At 44.7% G+C, this 16,019-nt stretch carries 12 protein-coding genes; 2 read left to right on the plus strand and 10 right to left on the minus strand.

What is annotated here, in order from left to right:
• Positions 1 to 115 precede the first annotated feature (115 nt).
• Complete coding sequence (locus tag RIG66_RS23410) at positions 116 to 1,309, plus strand: aminotransferase class V-fold PLP-dependent enzyme (RefSeq protein ID WP_446381106.1); 1,194 nt, start codon at positions 116 to 118, stop codon at positions 1,307 to 1,309.
• Positions 1,310 to 1,489: 180 nt separating this feature from the next.
• Here RIG66_RS23410 and kaiC read toward each other — a convergent pair whose 3' ends face one another.
• The 3 genes from kaiC to RIG66_RS23425 all read right to left on the minus strand — a co-directional run bounded on the left by kaiC (position 1,490) and on the right by RIG66_RS23425 (position 4,490).
• Complete coding sequence (gene kaiC, locus RIG66_RS23415; protein WP_446381107.1) at positions 1,490 to 3,049, minus strand: circadian clock protein KaiC; 1,560 nt, start codon at positions 3,047 to 3,049, stop codon at positions 1,490 to 1,492.
• Positions 3,050 to 3,142: 93 nt separating this feature from the next.
• Positions 3,143 to 3,457, minus strand: coding sequence for a circadian clock protein KaiB (gene kaiB / locus RIG66_RS23420; RefSeq protein ID WP_446341388.1), 315 nt, complete (start codon positions 3,455 to 3,457; stop codon positions 3,143 to 3,145).
• Between the two features lie 115 nt (positions 3,458 to 3,572).
• Positions 3,573 to 4,490, minus strand: coding sequence for a circadian clock protein KaiA (locus RIG66_RS23425; RefSeq protein WP_446381108.1), 918 nt, complete (start codon positions 4,488 to 4,490; stop codon positions 3,573 to 3,575).
• 304 nt (positions 4,491 to 4,794) lie between these two features.
• Between RIG66_RS23425 and RIG66_RS23430 the strand changes: the two genes are divergently transcribed.
• Positions 4,795 to 8,178 carry an ATP-binding protein gene (locus tag RIG66_RS23430; RefSeq protein ID WP_446381109.1) on the plus strand — a complete coding sequence of 1,128 codons (3,384 nt, stop codon included), beginning with the start codon at positions 4,795 to 4,797 and terminating at the stop codon, positions 8,176 to 8,178.
• A 64-nt stretch (positions 8,179 to 8,242) separates the two neighbouring features.
• Here RIG66_RS23430 and RIG66_RS23435 read toward each other — a convergent pair whose 3' ends face one another.
• The 7 genes from RIG66_RS23435 to RIG66_RS23465 all read right to left on the minus strand — a co-directional run bounded on the left by RIG66_RS23435 (position 8,243) and on the right by RIG66_RS23465 (position 15,928).
• Positions 8,243 to 8,392, minus strand: a complete 150-nt coding sequence (locus RIG66_RS23435; protein WP_446381110.1) for a hypothetical protein — start codon at positions 8,390 to 8,392, stop codon at positions 8,243 to 8,245.
• Between the two features lie 278 nt (positions 8,393 to 8,670).
• Complete coding sequence (locus tag RIG66_RS23440; RefSeq protein WP_446381111.1) at positions 8,671 to 9,111, minus strand: hypothetical protein; 441 nt, start codon at positions 9,109 to 9,111, stop codon at positions 8,671 to 8,673.
• A 352-nt stretch (positions 9,112 to 9,463) separates the two neighbouring features.
• Positions 9,464 to 10,228, minus strand: a complete 765-nt coding sequence (locus RIG66_RS23445; protein WP_446381112.1) for an SDR family oxidoreductase — start codon at positions 10,226 to 10,228, stop codon at positions 9,464 to 9,466.
• Between the two features lie 20 nt (positions 10,229 to 10,248).
• The gene (locus RIG66_RS23450) at positions 10,249 to 10,908 is read right to left on the minus strand and encodes a DUF2301 domain-containing membrane protein (RefSeq protein ID WP_446381113.1); all 660 of its coding nucleotides are present in this window, start codon (positions 10,906 to 10,908) and stop codon (positions 10,249 to 10,251) included.
• 166 nt (positions 10,909 to 11,074) lie between these two features.
• The gene (locus RIG66_RS23455) at positions 11,075 to 11,878 is read right to left on the minus strand and encodes an SAM hydrolase/SAM-dependent halogenase family protein (RefSeq protein ID WP_446381114.1); all 804 of its coding nucleotides are present in this window, start codon (positions 11,876 to 11,878) and stop codon (positions 11,075 to 11,077) included.
• A 149-nt stretch (positions 11,879 to 12,027) separates the two neighbouring features.
• Positions 12,028 to 14,262 carry a hypothetical protein gene (locus RIG66_RS23460; protein WP_446381115.1) on the minus strand — a complete coding sequence of 745 codons (2,235 nt, stop codon included), beginning with the start codon at positions 14,260 to 14,262 and terminating at the stop codon, positions 12,028 to 12,030.
• Complete coding sequence (locus tag RIG66_RS23465) at positions 14,255 to 15,928, minus strand: Swt1 family HEPN domain-containing protein (protein WP_446381116.1); 1,674 nt, start codon at positions 15,926 to 15,928, stop codon at positions 14,255 to 14,257. Before RIG66_RS23465 ends, RIG66_RS23460 begins: the two co-directional genes overlap by 8 nt.
• Positions 15,929 to 16,019: the final 91 nt, after the last annotated feature.

Here is a 16,019-nt window from a genome sequence, read left to right on the forward strand (position 1 = left end):
AAAATTGGGATTATTGAGATTATCATGACGCATTTCTGAGATACAGTAAAAACTTGCCAATAGAGTTCTGAGAAGGGAGGATTGTAGTAAGACCCTATCCATCAGCAACTTTTCCATGACAGGCATATCGGGTGCATCAACTCATCTGCAACACCATCGACAGCAGTTTCCGGCTTTAGCCAACAAAGCCTATTTCAACTTTGGCGGTCAAGGGACTCTCCCCGCCAGGTCATTAACGGCGATTCAACAGGCTTATGAGTATACTCAGGAGCATGGACCATTTTCGGGTAAGGTCTATGGATGGGTGGTGGAACAAACCCAGCAAACCCGAAGCGCGATCGCGTCGGAGTTGAGAACGCCTCCCGAAACGATTACCCTCACCGAAAATGTCACCGTTGGCTGTAATATTGCCTTCTGGGGAATGGACTGGCAAATTGGCGATCGCATCCTGCTGACGGATTGTGAACATCCGGGTATTGTGGCTACAGCAGAAGAGATTGGACGGCGATTTGGCGTAGAGGTGTCCACCTGTCCAATTATGGCGACGCTGAACCAGGGTGATCCTACCGCCGTGATCAAACAACACCTGACACCGCGTACCCGCTTAGTGGTTCTCAGTCATATCCTCTGGAATACGGGTCAAGTTTTGCCCTTAAAAGAAATTGTGGAAACCTGTCGTAATACGGCGACAGAAAATGCCCCGATCCGAATCTTAGTCGATGCGGCTCAATCGGTTGGTTCTTTACCCTTAAATTTAAGCGAACTTGGGGTAGACTTTTATGCCTTTACGGGTCATAAATGGTGGTGTGGACCTGCTGGGGTTGGCGGTTTATACGTGCGCCCTGAGGTACGAGACGATCTGCATCCGACATTTATTGGTTGGCGCGGTATTCTCATGGACAAAACCGCTAAACCCATCGGTTGGAAGCCGGATGGAGAACGCTTTGAAGTCGCGACATCCGCCTATCCTCTCTATGTAGGATTGCGAGAGGCGATCGCAACTCATCAGCAATGGGGAACGGATCAAAGCCGCTATGAACAAATTTGTCAGCGCAGTCAGTATCTTTGGCAACGCCTATCTGAATTAAACTCGGTGCGTTGCTTGTTGAACTCTCCCCCCCAAGCAGGTTTAGTGTCCTTTATCTTAACCGATAGTACCCCCTCTTCCCAACTTGTCAACCAATTAGAAGACAAGGGTTTCCAGCTTCGCACGCTGCGCGATCCCGACTGCATTCGCGCCTGCGTTCATTACTTTACAGACTATGAGGAAATGGATCGGTTAGTGGACGCGATCGCGAATCAATTGTAGAGGCGGATGTAGGGATAATTGTAGGGGCAGGTTTAGGGACTCAATTCAAATATCCACCAATAATGGAACAACAAAACCCGCCCTTATTTAATTAGAATCTCCGTGATAACATCTCAACAAAACCCGCCCTAACACCAAATCCTGGCATAAGACAAATGACATAAGACAAATGACCAATAACTATTCCGTTGACTTTTGCCGCACACCTTGGACAATCCGCGAGAGTTCACTCTTTTCGTCAACCGTAATCCGACTGGGGGAACCACTGATAATCCGCTCGTAATTGCGGAATGAATCTTTAATGTCTGCCCCATCTTTGCTAATCAAATACTCTCGAATGCCGGTATCGTGCCAAGATCCCCGCATTTTAAATACATTAAGCGCCCGCGACATTTGCCCCCGAATTTCCACGTATTGCAACATTAAAATTGTATCAGTAATCGTAGAAATATGGGAATCTGTAATTGAATTCGATCCCATAAATTGATCAGTTGTATTGGTGAAGAACCCGGTAATTTCTTCTTGCTTGGCGTAACCAGTCACACTAATCACGAACTGACGGAATGCATTATTGCTCACTCCCCGTGCTAACGCCGAAAGAGAATCAATGGCAATCCGAGACGGTTTGAACTCCTGAATTTGGGTTTGAATAATTTGCAAATGATCTTCTAATCCTGCCGATTCTGGGTAAGAACAAAGAATTTTCAATAATCCTTTTTCCTCCATTTCCTCAAAATCGATTCCCCAGGATAAGCCGTTCCGCGTAAGCTGCGCTCTAGATTCTTCGTAAGCAAAGAGAATCGCCCGTTCTTCATTTAAACAAGCATCATGAATAAACTTACTAACTAATAAAGTTTTTCCCGTTCCCGTAGCTCCCGTTGCTAGAATAATGGAATCTTTAAAGAAGCCACCGCCACACATTTCATCCAGGGTTTTAATTCCAGAGGATACCCGAACATTAGATGAACGCTGAGTTAATTGCATGGCACCTAAGGGGAAGATATTAAATCCTTGATTGCTTAGGGTAAACGGGTATTCCCCTTTCATGTGGGTTGTACCCCGTAACTTAAGTATTTCAATGGTGCGGCGTCGCCGTTCTCCTTCCAAAACATTGCGAACAATTACCACATTATCGGAGACAAACTCTTCCACGCCAAACCGGGCTACAGGTCCATACTCTTCCACGCGCTCCGTTGTCATCACTGTCGTCACGCCAATTTGCTTGAGGCGAGCGACTAAGCGAAAAATTTCTCGCCGCACTACTGAAGCCGCATCATATTGTTGAAATATGGCAGTAATCGAATCAACAGAAACCCGCTTGGCTTTGTACTTGCGAATCGCGTATTGAATCCGCTCAATTAAAGCAGACAAATCAAAGTTGCCGACAACTTCTTGTCCTTCGGGATCAGGAGAAGCATCCAGAATAAACAGTTTGCCGTCATCAATTAACTTTTGCAGATCCCAGCCTAAACTATGGGAATTTTTAATAATATCATTAGGAGATTCTTCAAAGGTAACGAAGACACCCGGATCATCAAATTGAGTGATCCCGTTATGCAGAAACTGAACCGCAAACAATGTTTTCCCCGTACCAGACGTGCCGCTCACCAATGTGGTTCGAGCCACAGGTAACCCCCCATGGCTGATATCATCGAACCCTTCAATCATCGTCCGGATTTTATGGACTCCTGGGGTGGTAAATTCATCGGGTCTTTGCTCATCTAGATTAAATGGACTCATATTTTTTCGTCAAATTTAAACATATAACTAAAATCGCCGTCATCTGAGAATAGATCTCGAATTTGCTATTATCTCATAAAATCTGAATATGCTCTAAAAATCTATCTCTCCATCCTGAAGTTCTTCATACAGCAGATCCAATCCGATTAAGACTTTTTCGCGATCAGACAGATCCCCAATAATTTTTCGCACCGGAGGAGGTAAAACTTTCGCTAGAGTTGGCGTTGCCAAAATTTTATCTTCCTCGGCAAGTTGAGGACTTTTGAGAACATCAATCACTTTCAGGGCGTAAACCCCTTGAAATTCCTGTTCTAGGATATTTTTGAGGGTTTTCAATGCGGTAACTGAGTGGGGAGTATTCCCAGCCACATAAAGCTTGAGGACATAAGTTTTTTTTAGGGGACTCATAGGGTTAGCCATTAGGAATAAGCGAAGGATAGTTGCCAATTTAAAAGTAACCCGGAAGAAATTCGCTCACCGTGGACGTTGATGGGTCGGGAGCGAATTGCTAATACCACAATTATTATAACTCTCTGGGAATCGAGCGGCGATACATTTCACCTAAATGAGCAATTACATCGATCAGTGTTAGGCGATAGTCTGTGAGAATATCTTCCTTGCGCCCCTCTAGCTTGAGTTGTTTAGCAAAATCATCCATCAAATCCATGTGAATTTCTACAATCTTAGAAACGGATATATCGGCAAAAAATGCTTCATTTACCAAATTATCAATTAACTGGTTAATCGTGGTGTCTTGACTGAAGTACATTAAAACAATGTCACGATAATCACTCTTAAGCTGTTCGATCAGTTTACTTTTTTCATTTTGCGATAAATAGCGAAAGAAAAACTGAGGATTTCGTTTATAGTAAACACCGAGATATCCCAGTCGCTCTTTGAGTTTTTCAGATAACCGATACTGCTGCTTCATTAAAGAACCCCGATGAATTTCCTCGGTTGTCTTATCCGCATTAGCCGGAAGAATAGGCAAGTTGCAGTTCGGAGAAAGGGAAAGGAACTGGGTAATTGCCTGTTCCAGGGAACGTTCTAGGTCAGAGACTTGGCTACTATCGAGTCGAACTTCAGCGGCGTGAAACAAATAATGCACCTCCCCTGGAGTACAACGAACGGTTGTCTGAATTGGGTTTGGCTGAGCATTTGTGACAACAACAGAATCATTGTTTTTTGATTCTTTGGGAAAAATAACTAGAGGAAGTAGGATTCCTTGTTCGTACAACTGATTAATAACGGGTGGTAAGGTGTCGTCATCTTGAAGCACTAAACAATCGATATGCTGCTGTTTTTGTTCCACGAACTCCAGAAACTCAGAGGCTGAGTTCGCGATCGATAACAGATAGCGATCGCCACTTAAAACCTGGCTCAGTGACTGCGCCAGGGCTGGGGAACGAACAAAAATACCAATTGACAGTTGAGGATGCAAAACGATAGAACTTTAATGTTGAAAAACAACCTTACCAATTGCCGAGTTAAATTTCTCGACCGTAACATATCTTAACAAAATTTTTCTAAAGTTAATTAACATTACGTTAAGTACTCTAAGAATTGTAAGTAATTGTAAGCATTTTGCCCTTTCCCCCCCCCATCCAGCGCAATAATTGAACTAGAGCGGTGGTTGTGCTGGTCAGCGGAGCAAGTCCCTGGCGCTATTCGGCTTATGGGCAACTTAATAATTTATAGCCTGCGACCTAGCCGCTTCCCCTGATTTGAGCTAATTGGTCATATCCATGTCAACTCCCAGTTTAAAAGAATGTGCTGCTCCTGTTCCGATTTGTTCCCAATCCACTGATCTAACTGCCCTACTGGAGATTTTTCACGTATCAGGGAGTGACTCGATTGTTGTGGTCAGTGAGCAGCACTATCCTCTGGGAGTCGTGAATTTGCGACAGCTTATGCCCCATCTCCTGACCGGGGCGACGTCAGCCGCAACTTTAGGAACAACCGCAACTAGAGATTTCTCTCAACGGCTCTCGGAATTGGAACCCTCTGTAATTGAACCCCTAGAGATTCTACCAGCATCGTTGACAATCAGCCAGTTCTGGACTATCTTAACCGACTTGGGTAGGGGAAGACCAGACACACCATTCGATACATCCACCATTCCCTACCCGGAAGGTTCCAGACAATGGGCATTAGTCGAACCCACTGGTAGATTTTTGGGACTGCTCAATAGCTGGCAATTATTGAAATTCTTAGCACCATTACCCCAAACTGAAGATGTAGAGACGTTACATGCAACGTCTCTACGTCAGGGCGGGTTTTGCCCAAACGTGATCATCAATAACCAACAGCACGTTCCTAAATCCACCCCGACAACCCATTCCCTCGATAATCGCGAAGGGTTCCCCAATCCCCAATCACCCTTAATCCAACTCCTCGAACAACTACCACTCCCCCTGAGTTTACAAACCGCAACCGGGCAAATATTGTCCGAAAATCGGGCTTGGCGTCAGCAGATAGGGTTATCCTGGGAGCATCCAACTGGGATAGAATCAACCTCGGTTGAATCACCCTCCAACCTACGCATCCTTAGCCATAACACTCAGCCAGACTCAACCCGCTACTGTGCAAATGGGCAGACAAATCCTCAGGTAACAGAACCATTAGCGGTAGCTGAGCCGAACCCCACCCATAAGCAGCTCAACAATAGGGAGAAGCCAGTGGCTTGGGGTGTTGGTGATCAAACTCAGCCAACATTCACTTCCCCTAGAGCGATGGGTTATGACTGTGCAGGCGATCGCACCCACTTCATGGCAACCCATGCTCAACATCCAGAACTTGAGTCTACAGCGACATCTCAGTATCCTCAAGACTCACGCCGGGATGGGGAAACGCTAGAAATGACGAAAAAAATCCAGGATCGCCAGTTTGTGTTGACAAAAATGCCTCTACCTCCCTCGTTGTTCCCCGAATTGACAACTGAGGACTGGAAAGGCACACCATGGAAAGACGCACCATGGCACAAAAATACCCTCAATCCCCCTAATTCACAGCTTTGGTTAGTCATGGCGCAAGACACGACGGCTCAACAGCAAGTCGCTCAAGAACTGACTGCCAAAAATGCGGATTTAGTCCAACTCAACCGCCTGAAAGACGAGTTTTTAGCCTGTATTAGCCATGAACTGAAGACGCCACTCACCGCCGTTTTAGGATTATCAACCCTGCTCAAAGACCAGTTATTAGGTGAACTCAATGAGCGTCAAGCGCGTTATGCTCGGTTGATTTACCAAAATGGGCGTCAACTGATGGCAGTGGTCAATGATATTCTGGATCTAACGCGCATGGAAACAGGTCAGCTTGAACTGACGTTAGAACCAGTGCAGATTCAAAGCCTGTGCGATCGCGCTTATCAACAAGCCCTACAAGTCTACTCAGACAACAATCCCAACCACGAAGGTGCAACCCCCGACATCTCCTTTGTATTAGACATCGAACCCGGTCTAGACACCATCATTGCCGATGAACTACGGCTGCGGCAAATGCTGGCACACCTGCTATCCAATGCACTCAAATTTACCGATAGCCAAAACACCGTAGGTTTAAAGGTTAACAATCAAGATGGTTGGATTGCCTTTAAAATCTGGGATACCGGAATTGGTATTCCCGAAAACAAGCAGCACTTAATTTTCCAGAAATTCCAACAGTTGGAAGAACCCCTCACTCGTCAGTTTGAAGGGACAGGGTTAGGATTAGTCTTAACCCAACGCTTGGCTCGCTTGCATGGAGGAGATATTTCGTTTATCTCAAAAAGCGGTGATGGTAGCGAGTTTACCCTGCTCCTTCCCCCCTGTCCACCTTCTGGTAAGGATTTGGCAGAGACTGAGGACTGGGAACAGGTAAGCACCAACCTCTCATCCCCCCATCGTAACCGCTTGGTGTTAATTGTCGAAACTGTACCCCGGTATCTAGAAAGCCTGACGGTGCAGCTAAAACATTTAGGCTACTGGGTGATCAATGCTCGTTCTGGTCCAGAAGCACTCTCCAAAGCTCGTAGCTTACAACCGAGCATCATTTTACTCAATCCTCTTCTCCCACAAGTTTCGGGTTGGGATGTACTGACATTACTTAAGTCTGATCTGCAAACCCGTCATATCCCCATCTTAGTTACAGCGACTCAAGCTGAAAAAGAACAGGCTGATCAAAATAACGCCGATGGCTTCTTAAGTTTACCGGTTCAAGCGGAAGCATTAGCCAAAAGCCTGACTCGCTTGGGTAAACATCAGCCTCCCGCCAATCAGGTTCTAACGCTGCTTTATGTCAGTGCGGGGTTAGTCGAGGTTCCCCCGGAATCGTCAAGACTAATTTCTCAGTTAACTGATATACTCAGTTGCCAACATTCAGATCTAAAATACCGGGTACTGGAAGCCGATGATTTAGAACAAGCAGAATTATTGGCGCGGGTTTGGAATCCAGATATCGTTTTGCTCGACGGGGCTGGGATCAACGATTCCCCAAGTTACTTTAAAACCTATTCGTTATTTCCCGCATTAGCAGAGCTACCCCTAATTACCCTAGATCATCAAACCACACAAGCTGCCAATCAAGCGATCGGTCTTTCTGTCTATCCCTGTTTAGCCCCAGATAACCCCCAGAAAATTACCACACTGCTGCAAGTGATTCAAATTGCGGCTGGCGTGAGTCGCAAGTCGAGTATTCTGATCTTTGATCTGGGCGACACTCAAGGAGTTAGTCCAAAACATCACGCTTTCAATCCTAATTCCGTTACACCTTACACCCCTTGGTTACGGGCATTAATTCAATATCTACAAGCGGCTGGATTTAGAAGTCTATTCTCCCAGTGTTGGTCAGATGTCTACCATCAACTTCAAGCACAAATGGTTGATGTACTGCTGATTCGGATCAAGGATATTGAAAATAATTTGGGCATGGTTCAAGGATTAAAAGAGTTGAATCAGCTCCCGAATCGACCCCCGATTCTTTTGCTGGATCATCGATTGCCTGATTCCTCTCTGAATGTTGGAATCTCTGAGTCTGATAAAAGAACGACGGAATTAGAGTCGCAATTGCAAAGCGTGGCTACTAAAGTTTTGCCAGGGCGTTCCTATTCCATGAGTCAATTGTTAGAACAAATTCATCAGGTTCTCGACTAAGGTATAATCCAAGCCAGATCCCCGACTTCTCCAAGAAGTCGGGGATCTCTGTTCTTACCAGTGATTAACGATCAATAATTAATTTGGTATGAATCCCTGGATAAGAGTGGCTGCCAATTCTCACCTCTAAATTTGAGGCTCTGTCGAAATAGACGATAGTCGCGGTAATCATCGCGAGTCCGAGGAGGATGACGCCAATATCATTTTTTTCCATGGTAGTATGCCCTTATTGCTGATACCTTCAACAATAGACGGCTAACTCCATGCAAAGAAAATACACAGGATAAGTTGCTGAATTGACTATGATATAGGGGTTTAACTTAACCAAGATTGGGGAACGGTTAGCTTTGGGGAGTGGACAATTTCTCAGCTAGCACGGTTAAGGGATGAGGGATATAGGAGATGGGGAAGATGAGGGCGGGTTTAGTTAAGTTATTGGTTTGTGGCAAAATGTTATCTGTAAAACCCGCCCCTACACGCCTGTTCCTAGTTTCAATGTAAATCTTCTTCCCAAATCCCGATATAGATTCGTCCCTCTTGTTGGCGTTCAATCACGCCTTCGAGATAGTCTAGCTGAAAGGAAAACTGCCGAGATTGACGTTGCCACACTTGTTCTAATCCCTGTTGGATTTGCTGGTTCAGCTTGCACCCTAACATTCCATTCAATGTCAACAATACTGTCTGGGAATCCACTTCAGCCGTAAAGGAGGCTTCGGTTTGTCGAATTCGTAGAGAATTTCGGTCAAACAGGAAACCTAAGCTAATCTGATCCGGTATTAATTCATAGAATACAGCACGAGTATTGGGCCAATAACCGCGTGCGGTTCCGGTGGGAGCGCCTAATAAACGCATCACATCTTCTTTGGTAATTCCTGGCTGAAAGGCGGGAATACCAACGCCTGTCGGGACTTCTCGACATCGCTTTTCAATCATGTCCCCTAGAGGAGGTGGAAAGACGTTGATGGATTCTAAGGGGAATGTAGAGGGCTTTGAGGCAAGTAGGGAACTCAGTTGTAACCGCGTCAGTGGTGAGAAAAATTGAGCGGATAGCACAACAGGGAAAACCCCGGCTATCAGGCAATTTATAATGATGACTATTACCATGATAATTTTCTTAAGATTTAGAGTGGTAAAGCACCGCCGATAATCGGGTTAACTTACCTAATAATTGGCAATTACAAAGTTATAAATAGGATTAGATTTATACTCAAATAATGGCGCATTTTTTAGGACTATCAAAACATTACGCCTTAAATAATTGGGTTAGAAAACTGCCGCTCGTTTTTTAGGAGTACATCATTTTCCGGGTCATCCCGCCATCAATGACAAAATTCGCACCCGTGATAAATGTAGCTGGGGAAGAGGCTAAATAAACAGCAAATGCGGCAATGTCTTCGGGTTTGCCCACTCTACCCGCCGGATGTTGTTGATGATCCTGGGGGGTTAATTGGAGTTGATGTCTAGTTGAGGGCTTTTGCCATTCACTAACATCTATCCATCCTGGACTAATACAATTGACTCGAATATCTGGACCGAGGCTAATGGCGAGGGCATGAGTTAAGGCGACAATTCCGCCTTTAGCCGCCGCATACGCTTCTGTATTCGGTTCAGACATAAACGCTCTAGTCGAAGCAATATTAATAATTATGCCTTGGTTTTGCCGGAGATAGGGAACAGTATATTTGGTACAAAGAAATGCCCCAGTTAGATTAGTCGTTAGCTTGTGATTCCAATCGTCTAAACTGAGTTCTGTGATTGGCGGATTTTCGGGATTGGCAATCGCCGCATTATTGACTAAAACATCGATTCTCCCCCATTGATTTTGGATGGCTTGAATCGCCTGTTTCACGGAATCTTCTTGGGAAATATCCGTTTGAATAAATTGAATGGCACCAAGGGGTTGAAACTCGGCGGCTGTAGTTGTTCCGGCTTCTGGATCAATTTCTGCGATCGCGACATTCATCCCCTGTTCTAAGAAGGCTTTCGCAATCGCCTTACCAATCCCTTGTCCGCCTCCGGTAACAATGGCAACTTTTCCTGGCAAGCTCATCGGTTATTATACCCTAATCCTTAGGATTGAGCCGCACGTTGTTGTTTCAGATAGGCAAACACTGACTTATCGCCAATGTCAGGGGGAATGGGCTGGATTGCCTTACGCACCGCAAAGACTAAAAATAGAACTGTCCAAAGTCCTAAAAGCACCTGTTCCCCGGTAGCGGGTAACATATTAACTAAATGTCCCAGTAACAAGACGGGTACTAAGGGAGTCAGCAGTTTAGTTTCAAAGCGGTTAAAACAAAAGGCTTCTTTAAAGTAAATCCCGGTTAACGCTACAAACACAAAGCCAATCCCGAACAGGGTAACGGGTTGGTTATACACGAAAAGGGCGAGGGGTTCGTTAGTCTGGATGGCAAACCAGCCAGCCGCAATCGTACCAATTCCCCAAAACAGTTGTAGGAGGCGGTGTAGGGGGGCTAAATAGATATGAATTGTTGCCAAACTTACGCCTAGCGCTACACAGAATAAGCCATATAGGGGCGTGAGGGCGGTTAAAATGGTGGGATTATCCGGTTGCCACAAGACCAAACCACTACCGATCGCAAAGCTCAATGCCGCGATTATCAGGCTAGTTCGGTATACAATAACGCCGACGCGATCGTGGTCGGTAATCGTAAATTCGCCAAATTGACCCTGGTAAACCTCAGAGTCCCATTGTTGCTGTAGTACCATGTTTATCTCATCTCCTCTCAATACCAGGAAGGGGCTGGGAAAGTTTTAAGTTTTGAAGGGTGTAGGGGCGGGTTTCACTATTATCGTTTCTGAATTCACCCAGATGTGACTAAACCCGCCCTCATCTCCCTCATCTCCAAGCCTGTACCCTCTGCCTCTATATAATTTAACCTTCATTTTCAGTGGTGACAGCCACGTCTACCCTATTTCCTAACTCTAACTGCAACTCAGATTGAGCGCTACCGCCATTCACAGCAATTTCGACCCAACCGTGACTCCCAATTAGGGCGATCAGTTCTCCTAAAGGGCGATCGCTATAAGTTTGACCCGTGGGGATCTGGCGCTGGTTGACGGTAACTGTCCTCATTTTTCCCCTCACGTCAGCGGCAGGAATATTGGTGATGAGGTTGCCGAAATGGTCAATATACTGGATAGAACCCGTGATCCCCGTCGCGGTTTTGGTCAGTTCCGGGATTGGCAATTGTACCAGAGTGCTAGGTTCGATCACTGATCCCAACTCGTCTAAGGGAACACCACTGGCAAGATGTGCGCCGACGGGGGCAAATATATCTCGACCATGGAATGTTTGACTAGGGGTGGGGGTGCGCCAAAATTCTGGGTTAGTGAGTTCAACGGCAAAAACAATCGTACTTTGGGTTAAAATACCGCTAAACAATCCATTATCGGGTCCGACTAGGAAACCGTCATCCGCTTGTAGCGCGATCGCACGGCGCTGGCTACCTACACCCGGATCAACTACAGCGACATGGATGGTGCGATCGGGAAAATAGGGATAGGCGTTCATCAGGTTAAATCGGGCGGCGGCGATGTTTTGCCTAGAAATCTCATGGGTGAGATCGATGATCGTGATGGCTGAGTTAATTTGGGCGATGACGCCTTTCATGACTCCCACGTAGACATCATTGATGCCAAAGTCGCTTAATAGGGTGATGATTGGGTTTTGGGACATAATGAATTTAAATGAATTAAGGCGGTTGAAACCACAGCTACACAAACAAAACCCGCCTGCGCGGGTTTCCACACCCCTAGTTTTTCTCTCTTTCCTGGTCAAGCGGACGAAAGTTTCGTTTGGTTCCGCGATTTCCTTTTCAACAGGGCTTAAGTTGACACGGATGAAGGCTTGCGCCCGCACATAAGTACCTCATCTATTATTCCTTCCAAGCGCAGGAAATGCACTCGTCCCGATGCTTCCCCTGCAACAATTGTTACTCCATCGGGCGCAATAGCACAGCAGGTTAACTCACTCTCCCCAATGAAATTAGCAATTATCTCTCGACTTTCCAAATCCCAGATAGTGAGAATATGGTCAGATGAACTAGATATCACCCAGTTACCATTTTGTGCTACTGCCACAACATTGACATGATTGGTGTGAGTTATGGAAAAAAGTTCCTTTTTGGTATCCAGATCCCAGACTTTGAGAGTGTTATTATCAGATGAACTAGAAATCACCCTCTGACCATCAGGTGTAACGACCAAAGCTTTTACCACGCCGAAACGAGGGTTTATTGTCTCTATTTTGTCTGTTTCAAATTCCCATAAATTGATAGTTTGACGAGAACTAAAAATTATCCGTTTACCATCATAATTTAAAGCTAACTTTTTGATTGCTCTGGTCTCATCTCTTTTGAAAATCTCTTTTCCTGTTTTTATATCCCAAACTCTAATAGTTTTATCTTCTGAACCGGAAATTACCTGCTTACAATCTGGTGTTACTGCCACAGATTGCACCCAATTAGTATGACCTTGTAGAGTTACAATTAGCTTTTTGGTTTCCCTATTCCATACCTTCACCGTTTTATCGTTAGAACCAGAAATAATCCATTTTCCTATAGCCGCCACAGTATTTACAGGTTCATCATGACCTGTAAGAGTGAAAAGGTGCTTTCCATTTTTCCAATTCCATATATGGAGAGTTTTATCAACCGAAGCGGAAATGACTTGATTTTCTGTCAATGCCAGAGAGGTGACCGATCTTTTATGCCCTCTAATATCTAAAATATCCTTTCCGTAGTTTATATTCCAAATCTTTATCGTATTATCTTTAGAACCGGAAATTATTTGTTCTCCATCCGGTGTAATGACTACAGATTTTACATGATTAGCATGACCTGTAAATGTTAAAAATTCCTCTCCAGATTCCAAATCCCATATCTTAATAGTCTGGTCTCTACAACCTGAAATTAGCCATTGACCATCGGCTGTCACTGCCATAGATAGTGTTACAGGTTTTGTCTCATTTGTAATCGTTTTTAGTTGTTCTCCTGTTTTTATATTCCAGACCCTGATAGTGTAGTCAGCCGAACCAGAAATAATCTGCTTACCATTTGGTGTCACTGCCAAAGCGTTTACCGAATCGGTATGACCTTTGAGGGTGAAAAGTTCTTTTTTTGTTTCCAAACTCCAGACTTTGAGAGTTTTGTCATCACCACCAGAACCAGAAATAATCATCTTTCCATCTGGTGTTACTGCCAAAGCGTTTACCGAATCAGTATGACCTTTAAGCGTGAAAAGTTCTTTTCCTGTTTCCAGACTCCAGACTTTGAGAGTTGTGTCTTTTGAGGCAGAAATTACCAGTCTGCAATCTAGGGTAGTTGTCACAGCTCTTATTTTGTCACTATGACCTTCGAGGGTAAAAATTTCTTCTCCTGTTTTCAGATTCCAGACTTTGAGAGTTTTGTCTTTTGAGCCAGAAATTATTAGTCTACCATCTGATGTAGCTGCTACAGATCGTATGGCAGCAGTATGACCTGTGAAACTTTTAATCTCTTTTCCGGTTTGGAAATCCCAAATCTTTAGCGTTCTATCATCTGAACCAGAAATGAGCCAGTTAGTATCTGGTACTATCTCTAAAGCCATTACTGAGTCAGTATGACCTGTAATAGTACGTAACAATGGTTCACCTGGCTGGGTCAAGCTAGGAGTCAATGGACGTAGCCAGGGAGAAACTTTTCTTTGCGTTGCCTGTTCTAGCAATGCCTGAATATCTGGTATGTCAAAAGACAGCAAACGCCCCCATAGTTGCCCAACAAGTTGCGTTTTGTCTCTATCTAAAATATGTGCCGATAATCGAAGCGCACCTTGAATTAATCTGAATACCTTGCATTTTTTATCAGAAAGTATGATATCAGGATTGAAAGCCAAATCATAATCTTTAACAAGTGATTGTGTTCCAACAGCAGAAACCTTTGCCTCGATGAAATCAAAATTCGTCAAGCAGCGATACAATTCCTGTGCCTTTCCAGCTTTTTCCAAATGACGTGGCGCATGTTTCAAAGCATAATCTCTCTTTTCAGGCGACAGACTAGCTAACCGATCACGAAAATCACTCATCCCCAAACATCCCTTGCATTAATTTATCCGAAATCCGTGCATTAATATCTTGAAGTGTCACCCCAGCCGCTTGAACAATATCTTTGCGAGATAAAAAATCACAGAAACTTGAATGATAGATGCTGTAGCGAGTTTCGCCATTAAATTTATCCCGGTGCAAAAATTGCTGCCACTCGTCAAGTACCTCCTGCACCGTGAAGGCATCTTCACCAGCAAATTCAGCAATTAATTCACGAGATACGGGTTCCCGAAGTTCCGCTAACACGTACACAATCTTAATTTTGGTACGTTTACTTTCCTTGTCAAACATCCCCATTCGCCGCCAGTGGTCTTCGTAGTAATCCTGCAAACCTTGGGGTAGACTCTCGATACTCAAATTTCTATACTTACCATCGGCTATATCTGGCAAAACATAGCGCAGATACATGAAGTTATTCTCGCTTTTATTCGCTAACTGAGTAACGAATTCCCCCACCGTCAATCCCCTTTCATCAATCCACGCCTGTAGCGGCGATGATTTATTGATCTCACTCCGAATATATCTGTGAATATCTTCTAAACTTTGCGTTTGGTACTGCATCAAGTTGAAGCGATGCGGCGGCGTATTAACCGTTAAGGTTAGAGTGACGGGTCGCTGCGTCATTACCAAGTAGACACCCTTGTCCAGTGATGTAGGTAAATAGAGAAGATTCGCACCACTGTGGTCAGTTTGATCCACCTCATCCAGTGCATCAACAGCGATAACCAACCGTTTCCCTTTTTTTGGTGCAACGCCTTGCGCCTTGACAATTTCTGCTAATAACTGGCTAAAAACTTTGCCGTCTCGTTTGGCGTCTGGTGGTAGGGAAGAATAAGGCAAATTATAACGGGCAATCAGTTGGGTGCAGACATTCTCTAGAAATTGGTCAGCCCGGTTGATACCTTGAGAACGTACATTAAAATGAGCCACACATCCCGTTTGCTGCACGTATTTAGCCAAAATCGCACTTTTACCGATACCGGGTTCGCCTTGAATAATAAAATAACCGCTAGGCTGACTTGTCAGAAATTCTTCTATCGCTTGAAACACAAATTCACGCCCTATAAACCCGGCTGTCTTCTCCTCAATTAGTGATTGAAAGGAGTGACGCACTTCTGGTTTCTGGGTGACAGGTGTAGATTGATTTGTGACTCCTGATTCTGGCTTATCTTCAACCTCAACAGTCGCCTGTCCTTGCCGCACTTTTGCCTTCTGCTGTTCGATTGTCTGTGCTGCTTTCTTGGCGCTTTTATCATCAGTAGCAGCCAGTAGCCGCGCCATACTGTCTAAGGCGCGAAATGTATAGTCATCATCAAACTTTTCTATCTGGTTATGCTTGACTTCATTGCGGACTTGTAGTAATTCACTAACTAAGCTGCGCTCAAAATGACCGAATTTTGCCGCATCGCGGAACGCATTATTCCAATGATCAATAATAAGTTTCAATACAACTTGAGGATCTCTCCATTTGAGATCATCGCCCTCAAGATGATAATCCTGTAAACCAAGACGCGCATCCTGCAACCAGTTTTTGCCATAAGCCTGCTTCATCTGGCGTTGGATGAAAAACTTGAGTCCCGGCACTAAATCCTCTTCCAGTGCCTGATCCACCCATTCCTTATTGCGCTTGCGATCGCCTTGAGTCATGATATTTCTATTTGCTGCTTGGGAAGAGGGTGTTAGGTTTCGCTTTCACTCAACCCCACCTACAATCTTTCTGATTCAATGATAGGGATAA

It is taken from the genome of Coleofasciculus sp. E2-BRE-01 (assembly GCF_040221695.1).
Taxonomy (GTDB): Bacteria; Cyanobacteriota; Cyanobacteriia; order Cyanobacteriales; family Coleofasciculaceae; genus Coleofasciculus.

Coding starts and splice junctions, on each gene's coding strand:
- RIG66_RS23410 (WP_446381106.1), top strand. CDS start 116: ATGACAGGCATATCGGGTGCATCAACTCATCTGCAACACCATCGACAG.
- kaiC (WP_446381107.1), bottom strand. CDS start 3,049: ATGAGTCCATTTAATCTAGATGAGCAAAGACCCGATGAATTTACCACC.
- kaiB (WP_446341388.1), bottom strand. CDS start 3,457: ATGAGTCCCCTAAAAAAAACTTATGTCCTCAAGCTTTATGTGGCTGGG.
- RIG66_RS23430 (WP_446381109.1), top strand. CDS start 4,795: ATGTCAACTCCCAGTTTAAAAGAATGTGCTGCTCCTGTTCCGATTTGT.
- RIG66_RS23435 (WP_446381110.1), bottom strand. CDS start 8,392: ATGGAAAAAAATGATATTGGCGTCATCCTCCTCGGACTCGCGATGATT.
- RIG66_RS23440 (WP_446381111.1), bottom strand. CDS start 9,111: ATGATTGAAAAGCGATGTCGAGAAGTCCCGACAGGCGTTGGTATTCCC.
- RIG66_RS23445 (WP_446381112.1), bottom strand. CDS start 10,228: ATGAGCTTGCCAGGAAAAGTTGCCATTGTTACCGGAGGCGGACAAGGG.
- RIG66_RS23450 (WP_446381113.1), bottom strand. CDS start 10,908: ATGGTACTACAGCAACAATGGGACTCTGAGGTTTACCAGGGTCAATTT.
- RIG66_RS23455 (WP_446381114.1), bottom strand. CDS start 11,878: ATGTCCCAAAACCCAATCATCACCCTATTAAGCGACTTTGGCATCAAT.
- RIG66_RS23460 (WP_446381115.1), bottom strand. CDS start 14,262: ATGAGTGATTTTCGTGATCGGTTAGCTAGTCTGTCGCCTGAAAAGAGA.
- RIG66_RS23465 (WP_446381116.1), bottom strand. CDS start 15,928: ATGACTCAAGGCGATCGCAAGCGCAATAAGGAATGGGTGGATCAGGCA.